At 67.3% G+C, this 18,855-nt stretch carries 17 protein-coding genes and 1 tRNA gene; 16 read left to right on the top strand and 2 right to left on the bottom strand.

Going from position 1 to position 18,855, the window contains the following annotated elements:
- Positions 1-222 precede the first annotated feature (222 nt).
- The 9 genes from LGY53_RS04450 (at position 223) to LGY53_RS04410 (ending at position 9,993) form a co-directional block, all read left to right on the top strand.
- Positions 223-1,737, top strand: coding sequence for an ABC transporter substrate-binding protein (locus LGY53_RS04450; protein WP_225725328.1), 1,515 nt, complete (start codon positions 223-225; stop codon positions 1,735-1,737).
- The gene (locus LGY53_RS04445; RefSeq protein ID WP_225725327.1) at positions 1,737-2,666 is read left to right on the top strand and encodes an ABC transporter permease; all 930 of its coding nucleotides are present in this window, start codon (positions 1,737-1,739) and stop codon (positions 2,664-2,666) included. The genes LGY53_RS04450 and LGY53_RS04445 overlap by 1 nt, the downstream gene beginning before the upstream one ends.
- A gap of 68 nt (positions 2,667-2,734) precedes the next feature.
- Complete coding sequence (locus LGY53_RS04440) at positions 2,735-3,625, top strand: ABC transporter permease (protein ID WP_225725326.1); 891 nt, start codon at positions 2,735-2,737, stop codon at positions 3,623-3,625.
- Positions 3,626-3,772: 147 nt separating this feature from the next.
- The gene (locus LGY53_RS04435; protein WP_225725325.1) at positions 3,773-5,575 is read left to right on the top strand and encodes an ABC transporter ATP-binding protein; all 1,803 of its coding nucleotides are present in this window, start codon (positions 3,773-3,775) and stop codon (positions 5,573-5,575) included.
- A 99-nt stretch (positions 5,576-5,674) separates the two neighbouring features.
- Entirely contained in the window at positions 5,675-6,448 is a 774-nt protein-coding gene (locus LGY53_RS04430) for a lytic transglycosylase domain-containing protein (protein WP_225725686.1), read from the top strand.
- A 137-nt stretch (positions 6,449-6,585) separates the two neighbouring features.
- Positions 6,586-7,875: a phosphopyruvate hydratase gene (gene eno, locus LGY53_RS04425; RefSeq protein ID WP_225725324.1), complete on the top strand. Its 1,290-nt coding sequence runs from the start codon at positions 6,586-6,588 to the stop codon at positions 7,873-7,875.
- Positions 7,876-7,907: 32 nt separating this feature from the next.
- Positions 7,908-8,528 (top strand): septum formation initiator family protein, encoded by a 621-nt coding sequence (locus LGY53_RS04420; RefSeq protein WP_225725323.1) that lies wholly within the window; start codon positions 7,908-7,910, stop codon positions 8,526-8,528.
- Positions 8,525-9,049 carry a DUF501 domain-containing protein gene (locus LGY53_RS04415; RefSeq protein ID WP_225725322.1) on the top strand — a complete coding sequence of 175 codons (525 nt, stop codon included), beginning with the start codon at positions 8,525-8,527 and terminating at the stop codon, positions 9,047-9,049. Before LGY53_RS04420 ends, LGY53_RS04415 begins: the two co-directional genes overlap by 4 nt.
- Complete coding sequence (locus tag LGY53_RS04410) at positions 9,046-9,993, top strand: Ppx/GppA phosphatase family protein (protein WP_225725321.1); 948 nt, start codon at positions 9,046-9,048, stop codon at positions 9,991-9,993. The genes LGY53_RS04415 and LGY53_RS04410 overlap by 4 nt, the downstream gene beginning before the upstream one ends.
- 8 nt (positions 9,994-10,001) lie before the next feature.
- Here the strand turns inward: LGY53_RS04410 and LGY53_RS04405 are convergent, their stop codons facing one another.
- Complete coding sequence (locus LGY53_RS04405) at positions 10,002-10,550, bottom strand: TetR/AcrR family transcriptional regulator (RefSeq protein ID WP_225725320.1); 549 nt, start codon at positions 10,548-10,550, stop codon at positions 10,002-10,004.
- Positions 10,551-10,659: 109 nt separating this feature from the next.
- Here LGY53_RS04405 and LGY53_RS04400 point away from each other — a divergent pair, with 109 nt between their 5' ends.
- The 4 genes from LGY53_RS04400 to LGY53_RS04385 all read left to right on the top strand — a co-directional run bounded on the left by LGY53_RS04400 (position 10,660) and on the right by LGY53_RS04385 (position 15,776).
- Positions 10,660-11,595, top strand: coding sequence for a triacylglycerol lipase (locus LGY53_RS04400; RefSeq protein ID WP_225725319.1), 936 nt, complete (start codon positions 10,660-10,662; stop codon positions 11,593-11,595).
- 599 nt (positions 11,596-12,194) lie between these two features.
- Positions 12,195-13,676, top strand: coding sequence for a peptide MFS transporter (locus LGY53_RS04395; protein WP_225725318.1), 1,482 nt, complete (start codon positions 12,195-12,197; stop codon positions 13,674-13,676).
- Positions 13,677-13,703: 27 nt separating this feature from the next.
- Positions 13,704-15,197: an amino acid permease gene (locus LGY53_RS04390; protein ID WP_225725317.1), complete on the top strand. Its 1,494-nt coding sequence runs from the start codon at positions 13,704-13,706 to the stop codon at positions 15,195-15,197.
- Positions 15,198-15,236: 39 nt separating this feature from the next.
- Positions 15,237-15,776, top strand: a complete 540-nt coding sequence (locus tag LGY53_RS04385; RefSeq protein WP_225725316.1) for a hypothetical protein — start codon at positions 15,237-15,239, stop codon at positions 15,774-15,776.
- 12 nt (positions 15,777-15,788) lie between these two features.
- Here LGY53_RS04385 and LGY53_RS04380 read toward each other — a convergent pair whose 3' ends face one another.
- Complete coding sequence (locus LGY53_RS04380) at positions 15,789-17,105, bottom strand: serine hydrolase (RefSeq protein WP_225725315.1); 1,317 nt, start codon at positions 17,103-17,105, stop codon at positions 15,789-15,791.
- Positions 17,106-17,280: 175 nt separating this feature from the next.
- Here LGY53_RS04380 and LGY53_RS04375 point away from each other — a divergent pair.
- The 3 genes from LGY53_RS04375 to LGY53_RS04365 all read left to right on the top strand — a co-directional run bounded on the left by LGY53_RS04375 (position 17,281) and on the right by LGY53_RS04365 (position 18,848).
- Positions 17,281-17,357, top strand: a tRNA-Leu gene (locus LGY53_RS04375).
- Positions 17,358-17,538: 181 nt separating this feature from the next.
- Positions 17,539-17,895, top strand: coding sequence for a DUF962 domain-containing protein (locus tag LGY53_RS04370; RefSeq protein ID WP_225725314.1), 357 nt, complete (start codon positions 17,539-17,541; stop codon positions 17,893-17,895).
- Positions 17,896-17,930: 35 nt separating this feature from the next.
- Positions 17,931-18,848: an alpha/beta hydrolase family protein gene (locus LGY53_RS04365; RefSeq protein ID WP_225725685.1), complete on the top strand. Its 918-nt coding sequence runs from the start codon at positions 17,931-17,933 to the stop codon at positions 18,846-18,848.
- Positions 18,849-18,855: the final 7 nt, after the last annotated feature.

The following is an 18,855-nucleotide window of genomic DNA, read 5'->3' as shown; positions in this document are numbered from 1 at the left end:
GTGAAGACTCGATCTGCGAAGCTAGCCGGTCGTGGCGAGTTAAGCAAGGCTTGCCTAAGCGAGTCGCCCAGAAATAGCCGAAGTGCATGATTGCGAATCGGGCTCAGTGCTGAATGTTTGCCGAAACACTAGGCGTGGAGAAAACCTGACTCATTAGGCTAGCCTTTCCTGATTCAGGTAGGCGGGTGTGGGCGATCGGTCGTCCAGGAGGTAGGCAGCGCAATGGGTTTCAGTCGGCGGCAGCTGATCCGGTCGAGCCTCGGCATGGGGGCGGTGCTGCCGCTCGCCGCATGCTCGAACGGGGCGGAAACGCCGGGTCCGGCGCGGCGCGGCGGGACACTGCGGGTCGGCGCCCTGGGCGCCGCGGCCCGGATCGAGCGCGATCCGCACGCCAACCTCAGCAACGACAGCGACTTCCTCATCACCTCACTGGTTTACGACGCGCTTACCGTCCCCGGCGGTAACCCGAATGTCGCCGCACGGCTGGCCAGCAGCTGGGAGCCGGATCCGGAGCGCCGCCGCTGGACCTTCACCCTGGCCGACGGCGCCACCTTCCACGACGGCGCACCGGTCACCTCCGACGATGTCGTATGGTCGCTGCGCAGGCTGCGCACCGTCGGCGGCGCCTCGAAAATGCCGGTGGCCGTTGACGATATCGTCGCCGACGGTCCCAACCGCGTGGTGCTCACCGTGCCCGAGCCGAACACCCAAGTGCCGCTGTTGGTCCGGCTGATGACGTTCACCGTCAAGAAGGACACCACCGATTTCACGAAAGCCGTTGGCACCGGACCGTTCCGGCTCGAGTCGTATCAGAGCGGCAACGCCAGGCTGGTGCGCAACGAGCACTGGCACGGCCCGGCGCCGCTGCTGGACGCCATCGAGGTCACCATGTTCGAAAGCGTTACCGCGCTGGGCAATGCGGTACTCGCCGGCCAGATCGACCTGGCGTCCAATGTCGGCGCGATCGCGGGCCGCAGCGCCGCCGGGCGCGGTGACCTGCGGGTGGTGCGGCGTTCGGACGACACCATGCTCGGACTGGCCATGCGCGCGGCGGACGGGCCGTTCGCCGATGCCAGGGTGCGCACCGCGGTGCGACTGGGTGTGGACCGCAACGCGCTGGTCTCCCAGGTGCATTCGGGCTACGGGCAGATCGCCAACGATATCCTCGGCACCGGCGATCCGGTGTATGACAAATCCATCGCGCAGCGCACCCGCGATACCGATCGCGCGAAAAGCCTGCTGCGCGAGGCGAATTTCGACACCGGGCGCACATACCAGCTGTACACCAAGGCCGAGGCGCCCGGCGAGGTCGAATCGGCGAAGGTGATCGCGAGCCAGCTGGCCGATATCGGACTTCGGCTAGAGGTGGTCACTCAGGAGTCCAATGTCTTCTACGACCAGACCTGGTTGAAGGCGCCGATGTACACGGTGTCCTGGGGCACCAACGATTCCACGCTGTTCTACGCGAACAACCTCATGTCGAGTGCGTCCAACCGCAACGAAACCGCCTTCAAAGACGCCGAATTCGACGCGGCCACCGCCAAAGCGCTGTCGGCGCGCAGCGATTCGGACTACACCCAGGCCTGCCGGGACGTGCAGCGGATCCAGTACGAGCGCGGCGGCTACCTCGTCTGGGGCATGGCCGACGGCGTAGATATCGCGACCTCCCGAGTGCGCGACCTGCCGACCCTCGGCGGCTTCGCCAGGGTGCAATTGGAACGGGCCTGGTTGGCGTAGTGGGCACCGTCGCACGGCTCCTGATTCGGCGCATCGGCCTGCTGATCGCGCTGCTGGCAACGGTTTTCGTGGCCGTCGAACTGCTGCCGGGCAATACCGCCCGCGCGGTGCTCGGCCGCGATGCCACGCCGGAACAGTTGGCGGCGAAGCGGCACGAGCTGGGTTTGGACCGGCCGCTGCCGCAGCGGTTCTGGCACTGGATCTCCGGCGTCGCCACCGGCGATTTCGGGCGCACCGCGCGCGGTATGCCGATCAATCAGTTGCTCGCGGACAAGTTCCCGCCGACGCTGCTGCTCGGCGGGCTGGCCATCCTGCTTACCGTCGTCATCTCGCTGGCGCTCGGCTCCTGGTGGGCGATGCGCGGCGGTTCCGTGCTCACCCGGGTGCTGCAACCCGCGACAACGATGGCGGTGGCGGTGCCCGAATTCGTCGTCGCGACACTGCTGATCCTGGTATTCGCGCTCGGCCTCGGCTGGCTGCCCGCAGTGACCATCACCGGACGCTCCGGATTCCCGGCCGGGGCGGATATGGTCGTGCTGCCGGTGCTGGCGCTGGCACTGCCGCAGATCGGTTGGAACACCAGGGTCGTGCGCGCCGCCATCGCCGACGCCGCTCGCGCTCCGCACGTGGAAAGTGCTGTGCTGGACGGACTTTCGACGCGTACGGTACTTCTGCGGCATCTGCTGCCGTTCGCGCTGCCGACGATCGTCGCGAGTTTCGCGACCACCGTCGGCATGGTGCTCGGCGGATCGCTCGTCGTCGAAACGATTTTCAACTATCCCGGACTCGGCGCCGTGCTCGCCGGTTCGGTCGCCGACCGGGACGTCTCGGTGATCGCGGCGGTGGTCGCGCTGTCCGGCACGGTGATCATGTGCATGCTCGCGCTCGCCGACGCGGTCCGGGCCTGGTCGCTGCGGGGGAGTCGATGAGCACTATCCACGAAACCGGATGCGCGGTAAATGATCAGCGGTTCGGCACCGAAGGTGGCGAGTATCGGATGAACGACCACAGGGATGGCCGATCCGGATGGCGGACCGCGGAATCCACCGCTGTCGAGCCGGCCGGTGCCGTCGAGCGCACCGTCGGTGCGCTGAAACCCGCTGGCACACAGTGGTTTCGATGGTTGACCGTGCTGCCCGCCGTATTGGTGACGGTGCTGGCGGTGATCGGGCCGACGCTGGCACCGCATGCGGCGCAGACGCCGATCGGGATTCCGTTCGGGCCGCCCGGCGGTGGCGCGCCGCTCGGCACCGATCGGCTCGGACACGATGTGCTCAGCCAATTGCTGTACGGCGGATGGGGTCTGCTGCTGCTCGCGGCGGTGATCGCGGTGCTGGTCACCGGATTGTCCTGCGTGCTCGGCGCGGTCGCGGCCTTGCGCCCGCGGATCGGCGGGTGGATCGAGACGGCGACCGATTTCGTCATTCTGCTTCCGGTGGTGCTCGGAATTCTGCTGGTCCTGACGTCGTGGCCGGATGCCGGAGTCTACGGGCTCGTCGTGGTCGCGCTGTTATTCGGCATTCCGTACTGCGCACGGGTTTTCGCGGCGGCAGCGGCCGGGGTCGCCGCGAGCGGATACGTCGAGAGTGCGCAGGCCAGCGGGGAACGATTGCCGCACTTGGTTTTCCGCGAGGTTGTTCCCAATCTGCGCGAGGTATTCGCCGCGCAGCTCGGCCTGCGTTTCGTCGAGGCCGTCTACCTGGTGAGCACCGCGTCGTTCCTGCAACTGCCGACAACGCTCGGCGCGACGAATTGGGCGGTCATGGTGCGCGACAACGCCTCTGGCATGCTGCTCAACCCGTGGGCGGTGCTCGCGCCCAGCCTGGCCATCGCGATCGTCGCGGTGAGCGTGAACTTGGCGGTATCCGCATTCGGGAGGGAGCGGTGAACGCCCGGCCGCAGCGGACAATATCGCCCGATTATCGGCCCGTAACCGCGGAAATCGCCGGATATTGTCCGCGTAGGCCGACGCGAAGCAGCACCTCTGCCGAAATCCGGCGTGCCGAGAACGGTCGCCAGCATCGAGGGAGCGAATATGGGTGAAATAGCGATCGATGCCGTGCCAGCCTTGCGCGGCGAAATACCCTGTGGCCCAACCTATACCCGCGAATCGGTGCTGGTGGACGAGCTGGCGGTGCGCTGTGCGGACGGGCGGGAACTGCTCGGGCCGCAGACCTTCCGACTGCGAGCCAGTAGCGTCACCGCACTAACCGGACCGTCGGGTTCCGGCAAGACGACGCTCATGCGTGCACTCCTCGGACAGGTGCCGGGCGGCGCAACCCGAACCGGCTCGGCAACTGTGCTCGGGCACGATGTTTTCGCATTGAATCCCGCTGCACTGCAACGCTTTCGCCGCGATAACATCGCCTATGTCGGCCAGGATCCCGGCTCCGCGCTCAACCCGCTCATGCGAGTGCACCGCCTGCTCGCCGAGGTAGCCGCGCATCCGTCGCGTGAAAGCCTGGTCGAGACAGTGGAATTGGTCGGCCTCTCCGCCGAACACCTGCGCCGCCGCCCCGCCGAACTCTCCGGCGGCCAACAGCGCCGAGTCGCCTTGGCCCGCGCCCTGATTCGCAACACCCCTGTCCTAATCCTCGACGAACCACTGGCAGGTCTACACGGCGCCCTCCGCACCGAAATCGCCCGCCTGTTCACCGAAATCGCCACCGAACGAGCCACCACCATCCTGCTCTCCGGCCACGACACCGCGGCCATCGACGCCATCGCCACCGACGTCATCCACCTCGCCACTCCGGTTGCCCGCATTTCATCGAACTTCGAGGCTGTCGGGGCCGATTCGATCGGTGTTTCGCCGCTACCGGGTTCGCCCGCCGGTGCTGCCACGGTGGGCCACCGGCCGGGGGCCGCCATCGGTGGTCCGGCATCGGATGCTCGAAACGACGCGACGGCTCCGGTCGACACGCGGTCGCAGGGCGGGGTTGCAGACCGGGCTATCGCTGGGATGACGGCGAATTATCTTGCCAAGGAAGATGCTTCATCGTCCACGGTCTCGTCAGCAATCTTGGTTCGGGAACCCCACGTGGATTCAGGAAGCACCCTGGGGCACGCCGAATGTGATGACGTCAATCAGCGCGTCGACACGGCAAACGTCCTGCGCGCCAACGGAATCAGTGCAGAATTCGACGGCCGACCGGTCCTCGCCGACATCGCCTTCGACCTGTCCGAGAGCTCGGCGCTCGCCGTCGTCGGTGCGTCGGGCGCGGGAAAGACGACGCTCGCGCGGGTACTCGCGGGACTGCATCGGTCCGCGACCGGAACGCTCGAGTTGCGCGGCACATCGGTCCCGATCGGCGCAGGCAGACGTAGACCATACGGCGGCAACGGGATTCAGCTGGTCACCCAGAATCCGCTTTCGGCGTTGAACCCGCGCAGGACGGTCGCGCAGACGCTCGGGCGCCCACTGCGCCGGATCGGCAAGGTGCCGAGACGGCAACTGGCGCAACATATCGCCGAGCTGCTCGGTTCGGTCGACCTCGGTCCGGAATTCGCCGCCAGATACCCCTATGAGCTGTCCGGCGGGCAGCGGCAGCGGATTTCGCTGGCGCGGGCGCTCGCCGCCGAACCCGCGGTGCTCATCTGCGACGAGATCACCTCGGCGCTCGACGGCGCGACGGCGGGCGCGATCATGGCGCTGCTGGACCGGATCCGCGCCGAGCGCGGCACGGCGCTGGTGGTGATCAGCCACGACATGTCGTTGGTCGCCAGGCACTGTCAGCGGGTGGTCGTGTTGGACGACGGCCGGATCGTCGAGGCGGGCGACACCACCGCGGTGCTGGCGGCGGCGACCCATCGGGCGACGCTGGAACTGCTGGGCTAGTGATCGATATCTCACGGCCGCCGGTGCGTCAGCCCACTTGACCGGATTAGGGGCGAGGACACGGTCGATCACAAGTTCCCGGTAAGCCGCATCTGGATGATGGATGAGGTGCGATTGACGAAGATCGGTGGGGGACTGGGGCGCGGAGCCGGTCTGATCACCTCCCTGGTGCTGGTGCTCCTCATCGCCGCCTGCGGTGGCGGCAGCGGCCCCTTCGGGCCGAGTTTGCCGCCGATCCCGGACACCATTCCGCCCGGCCCCGGCACCCCGCTACCGCCGATCGACGTCAACGGCCCCGGCCGAACCGCGATTCAGTTGGAGGCGTGGGCACAGCCGCAGGCGAGCGCGCTCGGCATTCCGGTACTCGCGCTGGAGGCGTACGGCTACGCCGCCGCGGTGCTGGCCCAGTCCCGTCCCGGATGCGGTATCGCATGGACGACGCTGGCCGGCATCGCCAGGGTGGAGACGCAGCACGGCAGCCACGGCGGTTCCCGGATCGGCCCCGACGGCAAGGTGGATCCGCCCATCCGCGGTCCGCTGCTGGACGGATCACCGGGTGTGGCAAAGGTTCTCGACAACGAGGCCACCGCGAAGGCGGGGCACGAGGTGTACGCCAGGGCGATGGGACCGTTCCAGTTCATCCAGGAAACCTGGCAGCGCTGGGGTGTCGACGCCAACGGCGACGGCGTCGCCGACCCGGACAATATCGATGACGCTGCCCTCACCGCGGCCCGCTACCTATGCGCCAGCGGCGGCGACCTCACCTCGGCGGAGGGTTGGCAGAAGGCACTGTGGGCCTATAACCAGTCCAACTCCTACATGCTGGACGTCCGCAAGCGGGCCGCCGCCTACAGCGTGGGCCGCCGATCCTGATCCGGCGTTTCCGGCCCCGCGTGGTTACGCGTCGCTACCGCCTCCGGGCCTGACACTCATGCCGCTGCGATAGGCTCGCACCCGCACGGCCATCCATCGAGACCTACCGTGCCCGCAGCCGAAGGAGTGTCGTTTTCGTGGCCATCATCGAACAGGTCGGAGCGCGCGAGATCCTCGATTCTCGCGGCAACCCCACTGTCGAGGTCGAGATCGCCCTCGACGACGGCACGCTGACCAGGGCGGCGGTCCCGTCCGGCGCGTCTACCGGCGAGCACGAGGCCGTCGAATTGCGCGACGGCGGTGAACGCTACGGCGGCAAGGGTGTGCGCAAGGCGGTCGAGGGCGTCCTCGACGAGATCGCGCCCGCCGTCATCGGTTTGGACGCCGTCGAGCAGCGCACCGTGGACCAGGTGCTGCTGGATCTGGACGGCACCCCGGACAAGTCCCGGCTCGGCGCGAACGCGCTGCTCGGCGTCTCGCTCGCGGTGGCGCGGGCCGCCGCCGAATCCTCGGGCCTCGAGCTGTTCCGCTACCTGGGCGGCCCGAACGCGCACGTGCTTCCGGTGCCGATGATGAACATCCTCAACGGTGGCGCGCACGCCGACACCAGCGTCGACGTGCAGGAATTCATGATCGCCCCGATCGGCGCGCCGACCTTCAAGGAGTCGCTGCGCTGGGGCGCCGAGGTGTACCACGCGCTGAAGGCGGAGCTGAAGGCCAAGGGCCTGTCCACCGGCCTCGGCGACGAGGGTGGCTTCGCTCCCGATCTGGCCGGCGGCACCCGTGAGGCGCTGGACCTGATCGCGGGCGCGATCCAGAAGGCCGGCTACCAGCTGGGCAGCGATATCGCGCTGGCGCTCGACGTGGCCGCCACCGAGTTCTACACCGCCGGAACGGGTTACAAGTTCGAGGGCACCGTGCGCAGCGCCGCCGAGATGGCCCAGTTCTACGCCGATCTGCTCACCGCGTACCCGCTGGTCTCCATCGAGGATCCGCTGTCGGAGGACGACTGGGACGGCTGGGTGACGCTGACCGATCAGATCGGCGACAAGATCCAGCTGGTCGGTGACGACCTGTTCGTCACGAACCCGGAGCGCTTGGAGGAGGGCATCGCCAAGGGCGCGGCGAACGCGCTGCTGGTGAAGGTCAACCAGATCGGCACGCTCACCGAGACGCTGGATGCCGTCGAGCTCGCGCATCGCAACGGCTACAAGACGATGATGAGCCACCGCTCCGGCGAGACCGAGGACACCACCATCGCCGATCTCGCGGTCGCGGTGGGCAGCGGTCAGATCAAGACCGGCGCCCCGGCGCGCAGCGAGCGGGTGGCCAAGTACAACCAGCTGCTGCGCATCGAGGACGCGCTGGGCGATTCCGCCCGCTACGCCGGGGATGTCGCGTTCCCGCGTTTCGTATTCGAGGGCTGACCACCGAAAGTGTGACCCGATAGGCGGTTCAGATGAGTGAGCGACGTGGCGCCGGTCCGTCCGGACGTGGGGACCGGCGCACGTCGCGAACTCCCCGCCCGCGCGCCGGGCACGAGACGGCGGCGCGGCCCGCCGCGAAGCGGACCACCCGCGCGGAGAAGAAGGCCGAGCGGCAGAAGTTCGAATCCGATGCGGCGCATCGTCATTCGGAGCGGCACGAGCGTAAGTTCCTCGGGCTGTCCACCGGTAAGGCGATCATTCTGGCGATCGTGGTGTGTGCACTCGCGCTCACCCTCGCGGTGCCGATGCGTACCTATTTCGCGCAGCGGTCCGAGGCCAAGCAGCTGCAGCAGCAGCGCGTCGAGCTGGAGGCCGATCTGGCGCGGTTGCGCGATCGCCGTGCGCAGCAACAGGATCCGGCCTATTTGAAGGCGCAGGCGCGGGACCGGCTGCGGCTGGTGATGCCGGGCGAGACGCCGTATCTGGTGCAGGTGCCCGGTATCGAGGCGCCGAGCCCGTCGCCGGTGACCGGCCCGCCGAAGGCGCCGGATCCCTGGTACACGGATCTGTGGCGCACCATCTCCCAACCCCAGCAAACCCCTGCGGCCGCGCCCGCGTCGCCGCCCGGACCAGCACCGGAAGGACCCAGGTGACCGCACCCACCGACCGCGACCTCGAGATCATCGCCGAGCAATTGGGCCGGGCTCCGCGCGGTGTGCTCGCCGTGGCCTACCGCACGCCCGACGGTGTGCCCGCGGTGGTGAAGACGGCGCCGAGGTTGCCGGACGGCACCCCCTTTCCCACCCTGTTCTATCTGACCGATCCACGGCTCACGGCCGAGGCGAGCAGGCAGGAGTCGGCGGGGGTGATGCGGGAGATGACCGAACGCCTCACGGCGGACCCGGAATTGGCCGCGGCCTACCGCGCCGCGCACGAGAGCTACCTCGCCGAACGGAACGAAATCGAATCGCTCGGAACGGATTTCACCGGCGGCGGGATGCCGGAGCGGGTCAAATGCCTGCACGTGCTCATCGCGCATGCGCTGGCGAAGGGCCCGGGGGTGAATCCGCTCGGCGACGAGGCGGTGGCACTGGCGGCCGATAATGGATTGCGCGGCACCGCGATTCCGGCCGACTGGCCGAAGTACGCCGACCTACGAGGAGAGGCCGAATGAGTGACCGGGTAGCGGCCGTCGATTGCGGCACCAATTCCATCCGTCTGCTCATCGCCGACGTCCGCCCCGACGGAAGGCTGGTCGACGTGCATCGGGAGATGCGCATCGTGCGGCTCGGCCAGGGTGTCGATGCCACCGGCTCGCTCGCGCCGGAGGCCATCGAGCGCACCAGGGCCGCGCTCGCCGACTATGTCGATCTGATGCGCAAGGCCGAGGTGCGGCGGGTGCGCATGGTCGCGACCTCGGCCACCAGGGATGCGTCGAATCGCGATGACTTCTTCGCCATGGCCCGCGCCGAGCTGGGCGCCGTCGTGCCGGGCGCGGAGGCCGAGGTGATCTCCGGTGACGAGGAGGCGCGGCTGTCGTTCACCGGTGCGATCGGCGAATTGTCCGGCGACGACGGGCCTTTCGTCGTAGTCGATCTCGGCGGCGGTTCCACCGAACTGGTTTTCGGTGACGAATCCGGGGTGCGTGCGGCGTTCTCCGCCGACATCGGCTGTGTCCGGATCACCGAGCGCTGCCTGCCCGGTAATCCGCCCACCGCCGAACAGGTCGCGGCCGCACGGGATTTCGCGGCGCTGCGGCTGGCCGAGGCGTTCGCGAAGGTGCCGGTCGACGGCGCGCGCACCTGGGTGGGTGTCGCGGGCACCATGACGACGCTGGCGGCCGTCGCGCTCGACCTACCCGAATACGATTCGGAGCGAGTGCATCTCACGCATCTGAGCCTGAACGAGCTATCCGGGGTGTGCGATCGGTTGATCGCCATGAACCACGACGAACGCGCCGCACTCGGCCCGATGCATCCCGGCCGGGTGGATGTGATCGGCGGCGGCGCGGTGATCACCGAGGTGCTGGCCGCCGAATTGGCCCGCCGCGCGGGCATTTCCGAATTGATCGTGAGCGAGCACGACATCCTGGACGGCATCGCGCTCTCCATCGCCTGATCGGCCCTTCACCGGCCTTCGCGAATAACCAAGTCGAGCAACGCTTTCCGCAGATCGGGCCGCTGTTTGCGGTCGTAGAGTTCGGCGAGGGCCGTCTCGGCGACCATGGCGATGACGAGGTGGGCGATCGCGGCCGGATCCGTCCAGCCCAGCGCGATGAGGTCGGGTTCGATGGCGGCGGCGAACAGTTTGTTGCGCGCCTGCACCTGATCCAGTAGGTCGGTGTCGGTACGGGATTGGGCCAGAAAGGCTTTGGTGCCTCGGGTGGCCAGGCAGGCGTCGAGGTAGGCCGAAATCCCGTCGTGCAGCCGGTCAGCGCCCGGCGGCAGCTCCGCGACGGCCGCGACGATGGTTCGCGTCAGCGCGTCGTGATAGAGGTCGTGCAGCGCGACGACATAGCTGCGCCGATCCGAAAAATGGTGGTAGAAGGTTCCTTTCGCCATACCGGCACGCTCGACGACCGCGTTGATCGACAGTCCGCGCAGCCCCCTGTCCTCCGCGATTTCGACGCCCGCCGTCAGCAGAGCGTTGCGTCCTGGTTCGGCCGGACGTGGCATGGAACCTCCTTTCGTATTGTCCCGCACGGGATTCTACGACAGACTAGCCTATGACCGACCGGTCGGTCACGCCTCGGCCGCCGCCGGTCACTCACCGATGAGGAGACTGATGATGCGTTCTTCCTGGCGCTTGGTCGCGCCGCTGGTGGCCGTCGCGGCACTGGTATTCGGCGGGTCCGCGGGCCGCGCCGCCGCCGACGAACCGACCCCGTACAGCTATTTGGCCGGGCTCGCGGCTCAGCTGAATGGGCCCGGCCAGCCGCCGCCGGGCGCGAACGACTGGTCGTGCCGTCCCAGCGCGGCGCATCCGCATCCGGTGGTGCTGCTGCACGGCCTCAGCAACGACACCATCACCTGGCGGACCATGTCCCCGGTCCTGGCGAAGGCGGGCTACTGCGTTTTCAGCACGACCTATGGCGCCGGTCCGCTCGGCCCCGCGCTCGGCGCGATCGCGCCGGTGCCGGACAGCGCGGGCCAGATCGCGGCGTTCATCGATCGGGTGCGCGCCGCCACCGGCGCGGAAAAGGTTGACCTGGTTGGTCATTCGATGGGCGGCGCGGTGCCCTTCTATTACCTGAACCACCTGGGCGGCGTGCCGTCGATCGGCAAGTACATCGCGCTGGCCGCGTCGTTCCACGGCTCGACGGTCAGTGGAACTCAGGAGCCGCTGCTCGCCGTCGCCGACAGTCTCGGCGTGCGCGACCGGATCGTCGCGCAGTGCGGGCCGTGTCAGCTCTCACCGGGCGACCCGTTCCTGTCGGTGTTGAATCCGGATCCGCGGATCGCGCCCGCGATCGATTTCACGACGGTCGTCAGCCGCTACGACGAGATCGCGACGCCGTACACCACCGGCCTGCTGGACGCGGCACCCAATGTCCGCAATATCGTGCTGCAGGATCTGTGCCCCACCGATTACACCGAACATTACGAGCTGACCTCGGATCCGATCACGGTCCGTACGGTGCTCAACGCGCTGGATCCGGCGCATGCGGAGCCGGTGACCTGCGAGACGGTCCTGCCGTTCGTCGGTGCGCCCGCGCATTGATCGTTTTATCCGGCAGCGCCGTCGATTTCGCGACGGCGTCGCCGGATCCCGGTGCGCCGTAGGCGATTTTCCGAACACCCGTCCACCACGTTATGATGCGACCAACCGGTCGGTTATCCCCCTGGGGGAGGGGGCACGGGGATGACCGGTCCCGGTTCCCCACTGTCGTTCGCCGGATTCCGGCGGGCCGCAGCGGGTTTCGGTCCTTGTCCGTTGCACCGGTTGCTGGCTGCCGCGGTGCGCGGCGCATCCGCGCCCGTCGCGCTCGCCGATCCACCCGCCGCGAACCGTTGTCGGTTCGATCATGGCGATACCGCGTGCGGCGCCCGGAGAGCAGGATCACGCTGCGGCAACCCTTCATCCCACGCACCGAGACCGTAGGCTGTAGCCGTCCCGGAGATGATCTGTCGAAGCGGCTGCCAAGCCCCGTTGTCTGATCGATTGCCGGAAAGTTTGCCCAAGATCGCTGTGGCCGGGTTTTCATCCCGACTTCCCGAATAATGCCTGGATAGCTATGGCCAATCGGCCAAAATGGACCCCACGGCGTTGTTTGTCCTGACATTCGGTGTGGATGCCGGTCAATTGCTATCGTCCGTGCAATGGGTGTCAGTGTGTCCGAGGACCGAACAGCAGAAGAACAACCGGCTCCGCGCCGGACGGTGTTCGGGCATCCGATCGGATTGGTCAATCTGTTCGGAGTCGAGCTGTGGGAGCGGTTCTCCTTCTACGGCATGCTCACCATCCTCGGGTACTACCTGTACTACTCCGTGACCGAGGGCGGTCTGGGCCTGTCGGAGGCCACCGGTGTCGGCATCGTCGGCGCCTACGGCGGACTGGTGTATCTGGCCACCGTGCTCGGCGGCTGGATCGCGGACCGGGTCCTCGGCATGGAACGCACCGTCTTCTACGGCGGCCTCGTCGTAGTGTTCGGGCATCTCGCGCTGGCAGTGCTGCCGGGCCTGCTCGGCGTCGGCGTCGGGCTGACGCTGATCGCGCTCGGCAGCGGCGGGTTGAAGGCCAACGCCTCCTCGCTGCTCGGCACCCTGTATCCGAAGGGAGACGGCCGGGTCGACGGCGGATTCACCCTCTTCTACCTCGGCATCAACACCGGTGCGTTCATCGGTCCGCTGCTCACCGGCCTGCTGCAGACCCGGATCGGCTTCCACTACGGCTTCGGCGCGGCGGCCATCGGCATGGCGCTCGGCCTGACCCAGTACGTGGTGTTCCGGCGCAACCTCGGCGATGCGGGCCGCACGGTGCCGAATCCGATCACCGCCAAGGAGGCGCGTCCGCTCGTCGGGCTCGTCGCGCTCGGCATCGTCCTCGTCGCGGCGGCCTGGGCCACCGGCCTGGTGACCCTGCACAATCTGCCGAAGGTGACCACCGGCGTCATCGCGGTCGCCGCGGCGATCTACTTCGCCCGGATGCTGCGCAGCCCCAAGGTGACCCCGTTGGAGAAGAGCCGGGTGCGCGCGTTCATCCCGCTGTTCATCGCCAACGCCGTCTTCTGGTCGCTGTTCCAGCAGACCTTCACCGTGCTCGCGGTGTACGCCGACAAGCGGATGAACTGGAGCATTTTCGGCTGGACCGCACCGTCGAACTGGATCGGCTCGATCGAGCCGGTGTGGATCATCACGCTCTCACCGCTGTTCGCGGCCATGTGGACCAGGCTCGGTAATCGCGCCCCGAGCACGCCCCGCAAATTTGCGCTCGGCGTGATCGGAATGGGTTTGGCCTTCTGGCTTTTCGTGCCGATGGCCGGCGGCGAGGGCAAATCGAGTCCGGCCATCGCGGTGGTGTTCATCATGGCCGCGTTCGCGGTCGCGGAGCTGATGCTCTCGCCGACCGGTCTGGCGGTTACCACGCAGCTGGCGCCGGAGGCGTTCCGCGCGCAGATGATGGCGCTGTACTTCTTCTCGGTCGGCATCGGCACCTCCACCTCGGGTGTGGTGGCCCAGTACTACTCACCGAAACACGAGCTCGCCTACTTCGGCATCACCGGCGTCGTGGCAATATTGGCCGGTTTGGTCGTGCTTGTCATCGCGCCGCGGATCAGCAGGCAAATGGCGGGCGTGCACTAGCACCCGGCAGAAAGTTAGGAGATCCCTGTGGCCATTCGCGGCTCAACCAGCCGAGGCTCGACCGGTTGGGGCGGACTGTTCCGCACCAAGTCGATCGAGCAATCGATCCGCGACACCGATGAACCGGATTCGAAGCTCCGCAAGGATCTGACCGCGTGGGACCTGACCGTCTTCGGCGTCGCCGTCGTGATCGGCGCGGGCATCTTCACCCTCACCGCGCGCACCGCGGGCAATGTCGCCGGACCCTCGGTCTCGCTGGCCTTCGTCTTCGCCGCCGTGGCCTGCGGGTTGACCGCGCTCTGTTATGCGGAGTTCGCCTCGACGGTTCCGGTCGCGGGCAGCGCGTACACCTTCTCCTATGCCACCTTCGGTGAGCTGGTGGCCTGGATCATCGGCTGGGATCTGGTGCTGGAATTCGCGCTCGCGGTGTCGGTGGTCGCCAAGGGCTGGTCGCAGTATCTGGGCCAGGTGATGGGCTCGCATTCGCCGATCGTGCACATCGGTTCGATCAGTTTCGACTGGGGCGCGGTGCTGCTGATCGCCGTGCTCGGCGTGCTGCTCGCCACCGGAACCAAACTGTCGTCGCGGGTGTCCGCCGTCGCGGTGGCGATCAAACTCGCGGTGATCGCGCTGGTGCTGGTGGTCGGCCTCAGCTACTTCGACAAGTCGAACCTCTCGCCCTACATTCCGCCGTCGCAGCCGTCCGGCACCAGCGAGGGAATGAGCCAGTCGCTGTTCTCCTTCTTCACCGGCGGCGGGCACAGCAGCTTCGGCTGGTACGGTCTGCTGGCTGCGGCCTCGCTGGTGTTCTTCGCATTCATCGGATTCGACGTGGTGGCCACCGCGGCCGAGGAGACCAAGGATCCGCAGCGGGCGGTGCCGCGCGGCATCCTCGGCTCGCTGATCATCGTCACCGTGCTGTATGTGTCGGTTTCGCTGGTGCTCACCGGCATGGTGCCCTACACCGCGCTATCCGGTGACAATGCGACGCTGGCCACCGCCTTCGCACTGCACGGGGCGAACTGGGCCAAGAACCTCATCTCCATCGGCGCGCTGGCCGGGCTCACCACCGTGGTCATGGTGATGTACCTCGGTCAGACCCGGGTGCTCTTCGCCATGTCACGCGATGGCCTGCTGCCCCGAAAACTGGCGCGTACCAGCCAGAACGGCACACCGGTCCGGATCACCGCGCTGGTCGGCGTCGTCTGTGCGGTGCTCGCGGGCTTCATCGATTTCGGCACGCTGGAAGAGATGGTGAATATCGGAACCCTGTTCGCCTTCGTGCTGGTCTCGGTGGGCGTTGTCATCCTGCGGCGCACCCGGCCGGACCTGCCGCGCGGATTCCGGGTGCCGCTGGTTCCGCTCATCCCGGTGCTCGCCGTGCTGGCCTGCCTGTGGCTGATGCTGAACCTCTCGGTGGAGACGTGGCTGCGTTTCCTGGTGTGGATGGCGCTGGGGCTGCTGGTGTACTTTGCCTACGGTCGGCGGCATTCGCTGCTCGGGACATCCACCGCGGATTAGCTTCCGGAAGGGCAAGCCATGCGTCGCTGGTTACGACGCTTGATCGGTCGGCGCACTCCCCGCATCAGTGCGCCGGCCGCTCCCGTCGATACGACGGGCACCGATCTGGTGCTCGGTTGGATCGATAGCGTCGTGGCCGGGTTGACCCACCCGCCGAGCGGTCCGCCGGAGGCCGCACCCGCCCGCGCCTGCGACGGGCTGTTCACCGCCGCGACCGTCGCCGCCGTACTCATCGAAAAGGTGCGGCCGTGGCAGGAACTGAAGACCGCCAACCACCGCTGTCTGGTCGCCGCGGTCGAATTCATGAAGGCGCTCGGCGAGGAGACGCTGCGCACCCACCGCATCGCCGGTGTCACCCAGGTCGCCTGGAACGATATGACACCGGAGATGGATACCGCCGCCATCTGCGCCCGCATGATCCAGCTCGGCGAGACGCTGCAACTCGCGCTGCTGGCGGTGACCACCGACGTCTCGCTCCCGGCCGACGTCCGCGATGTCGCCGACGACTATGGTCTGCCCGCCGCCGATACTGTCATCGAGGCGTTCGACGCGGTGCGCACCGGTTCGGGATCGACCTGAAAGCATTGGGCCTCAATGTATTCCGGGTGTCGCGGGATCCGGGCCGACGCAGCCGAGGATGAAGCAGCCGGGCGGCCAGTTGGCGAACGGCGCCGACATCGGTTTACCCAAGCAGGACAGCGGATTACAGCCCGGATAGGCCATCGGACCGATGCCGAGCGCGGCCAGCGTGGCATCCGGGTTGGAGATCATCGGATCGGACAGCTGTGTATCCGGTTGCTGCACATAGGGTCCCGGATCCGGCAGGCGGGGCGTGCGGAAGGCGCCCGCGACGGCGCGCAACACGTCGTGCGGGAAGCTGACGGCGCTGCCGGGGAAGGTCACGCCGGTCCAGCTCACCAGCAGACCCAGACTGGGGACCGCGAAATTGTCCTGGCGCATCATGCCCGACATCTGCAGCGCGTCCGACGGCAGGCCGGGGAACATATTGCCGCATTCGGGGCCGTTCACCACCAGCAGGAAGCCGTAGCAGCCGTGCACCGGCGACGGTTTGCCCGCCAGCGCGAGATAGTCCCGCGAAATCACCTGGCGATCACCCCAGGCGCCCCGATTGGTCAGCAGCAGACCGAGTTTCGCGAAATCGTCCGGCGGAAGCACGAGATGGGCGTAGCCGTAGGTGTTACCGCTGCGGTCCCGGCCCCAGAAGTAGTCGGAGCGCTTGATTCCCAACGGGTCGAACAGCTTTCGCTGCGCGTAGACCTGAAGATCCTCGCCGACGGCCTGCTGGATCACATAGGCGAGCAGGTCGACGCCGCGCTGGCTGTAGCGCCATTCGGTGCCCTGCGGTTCGTCGATCGGCATGCCGAGGGCCTGCGCGACCACATTCGGATCCAGTTGTGCCAGACCGGTTATGCCCTCCGAGGCCACCGCGACCTGCATACCGGACGATTCCTGCAGCAGGTTGCGCACGGTGATGGCGCGATGCCCGGCATCGCCGAGGCCGGGCGGCAGATAGGTGCCGATCGGCGCGTCGAGTCGCAGGCGGCCGTCATCGATGGCGATGCCCGCGAGCAGCGACACCACGCTCTTGGTGCTGCTCCACAGATTCCACGGCACCCCAGCGGCTTTCGCGGTGTTCGGACCCACCGCGATCAGGCAGTTGTTCCGGAATATCTGCAACGTCATCCGGGTCGGATCGGCCGCGAACCGCACCGCCTCGCGCAGCGCGTCCGGATCCAACCCGACCTCCTCCGGCGTCGCCGTCTCCGGCGCCCGCCCAGCGCTCACCGCACAGTGCTTCAACTCCGCGGCATGGGCGGTCACCGCACACCCCAGCGATAGCGCGACGGCCGTGACAACACCCACCGCAATGCTTTTCAGCCGACCCACGCCATCCTCCACAACCCGACCGATTTCCAGTTGGCTCATCGGGTTCGCTCGTCCGGTGTTAACTCGCTGAGCTGCCCTTACTTACTGGGGCAGCCGTTCTGGGGCCCGGCCGCGACACATCGAACCCCCGAACCCATTCCGGTACATCCGTACGATTCGGTACGCTGGCCGACGCGCCCCCATAGCCCAATTGGCAGAGGCAGCGGACTTAAAATCCGCAAAGTGTCGGTTCGAGTCCGACTGGGGGCACCATTCAGGCGCAGGTTATGGCGGCGGTAGTCCGCAATTCATCCGCAGCTGCAGTTGGTAATTCGAGCGGCGCGTGACGGAATGCCAAGCGGTGCGCCTGGTTCCGCAAACGACCCCGAGGAATGGCGGTAGCCGACCCCTCGCCAGCCTTGACCGACCGGTCGGTCATAGCTAATTTGGTGGCATGTCGACCCCCTCCCCGGCGGCTCCGTTCAGCGAGAAGCTCGCCTACTACCAATCCATCCATACGAGTTCGGGCGTCAAGGCCACCCATCTGGTCGGGCTTCCGATGGTTGTCGCGTCGTTGCCGCTGCTGTTCGCGCGACCGCGAGTCGGTTCGCTGCTGTTCGTGGCGGGGTGGTCGCTCAATATCGGCGGCCACCTGCTGTTCGAGAAGCAGAATCCGGCCTTGCGGCACGGCCCGATCACCTATCAGCTGGCCGGGGTGGTCACTTGGGCGACGGAGGTCGGGGAGTTCCTCGCCCGGCGTTCGGCGCGGCGGGCGGCGAAGCAGTCGGCCTTCGAGGCGGCCGCACATTGAATCGGCTGATCGCGGTCACCACGCTGACCCTGCTGATGGTCATCGGATCGGCGGATCCACTCATCGCGTCGGCGGCGCCGGGGCCCGCGCACCGTGCTCCGGCCGGCGGCTACGAGGAACTGATGGTGCCCTCGACCATGGGGCCGATCAAGGTCCAGGTGCAGTGGGCCAAGCGCGGCGGGAATGCGGCGCTGTACCTGCTCGACGGTATGCGTGCCCGGGACGACCGCAATGCCTGGTCGTTCGAGACCAACGCCCAGCAAATGTTCGACAACGACGACATCACCTTGGTCATGCCGGTCGGCGGCCAGTCCAGCTTCTACACCGACTGGTACGCGCCGAGCAATCTGAACGGCCAGAAGTACACCTACCGCTGGGAGACCTTCCTGACCGAGGAGCTTCCGGCCTATCTGGCGAATTACGGTGTGTCCCAGAACAATAACGCGGTGATCGGGCTATCGATGGGTGGCAGCGCCGCCCTCGCGCTCGCCGCGTACCACCGCGACCAGTTCAAGTTCGCCGGATCCTTCTCGGGCAATCTGAACCTGTCCGCGCCGGGCATGCGCGAGGCGGTGCGGATCGCCATGCTCGATGCCGGACGCTACAACGTGGACGCGATGGCGCCGCCGTGGAGTCCGAACTGGCTGCGCATGGACCCGTTCGTCTTCGCACCGCAACTGCGCGGTCTGTCGATGTACATTTCCGCGTCCAGCGGTCTGCCGGGCCGATTCGATCATCCCGATTCGGCTGTGGGGGTTTTCAATACGACCACAGCCATGGGTCTGGAGGCATTGTGCATGGTGACGACCCGTGCGTTCCAGGCGCGGCTGAATCAGCTCGACATCCCCGCACGGTACGACTTCCCGGCGACCGGTACGCACGGCTGGAAGTACTGGGAGGAACAACTGGCCAAAGCTCGCCCACAGATCCTCGAGGCGCTCAACGCCGGATAAGGTTGGT

Source organism: Nocardia sp. JCM 34519.1, from assembly GCF_020361265.1.
Lineage (GTDB): Bacteria > Actinomycetota > Actinomycetes > Mycobacteriales > Mycobacteriaceae > Nocardia > Nocardia arthritidis_A.
Note: the sequence above shows the minus strand (reverse complement) of the source record. Positions and strands in the feature narration are given on the sequence as shown.

Excerpts from the sequence above, each read along its gene's own strand:
- LGY53_RS04450 (WP_225725328.1), top strand. The coding sequence starts at position 223 with ATGGGTTTCAGTCGGCGGCAGCTGATCCGGTCGAGCCTCGGCATGGGG.
- LGY53_RS04440 (WP_225725326.1), top strand. The coding sequence starts at position 2,735 with ATGAACGACCACAGGGATGGCCGATCCGGATGGCGGACCGCGGAATCC.
- LGY53_RS04435 (WP_225725325.1), top strand. The coding sequence starts at position 3,773 with ATGGGTGAAATAGCGATCGATGCCGTGCCAGCCTTGCGCGGCGAAATA.
- LGY53_RS04430 (WP_225725686.1), top strand. The coding sequence starts at position 5,675 with ATGGATGAGGTGCGATTGACGAAGATCGGTGGGGGACTGGGGCGCGGA.
- LGY53_RS04420 (WP_225725323.1), top strand. The coding sequence starts at position 7,908 with ATGAGTGAGCGACGTGGCGCCGGTCCGTCCGGACGTGGGGACCGGCGC.
- LGY53_RS04410 (WP_225725321.1), top strand. The coding sequence starts at position 9,046 with ATGAGTGACCGGGTAGCGGCCGTCGATTGCGGCACCAATTCCATCCGT.
- LGY53_RS04405 (WP_225725320.1), bottom strand. The coding sequence starts at position 10,550 with ATGCCACGTCCGGCCGAACCAGGACGCAACGCTCTGCTGACGGCGGGC.
- LGY53_RS04400 (WP_225725319.1), top strand. The coding sequence starts at position 10,660 with ATGATGCGTTCTTCCTGGCGCTTGGTCGCGCCGCTGGTGGCCGTCGCG.
- LGY53_RS04395 (WP_225725318.1), top strand. The coding sequence starts at position 12,195 with ATGGGTGTCAGTGTGTCCGAGGACCGAACAGCAGAAGAACAACCGGCT.
- LGY53_RS04370 (WP_225725314.1), top strand. The coding sequence starts at position 17,539 with ATGTCGACCCCCTCCCCGGCGGCTCCGTTCAGCGAGAAGCTCGCCTAC.
- LGY53_RS04365 (WP_225725685.1), top strand. The coding sequence starts at position 17,931 with ATGGTCATCGGATCGGCGGATCCACTCATCGCGTCGGCGGCGCCGGGG.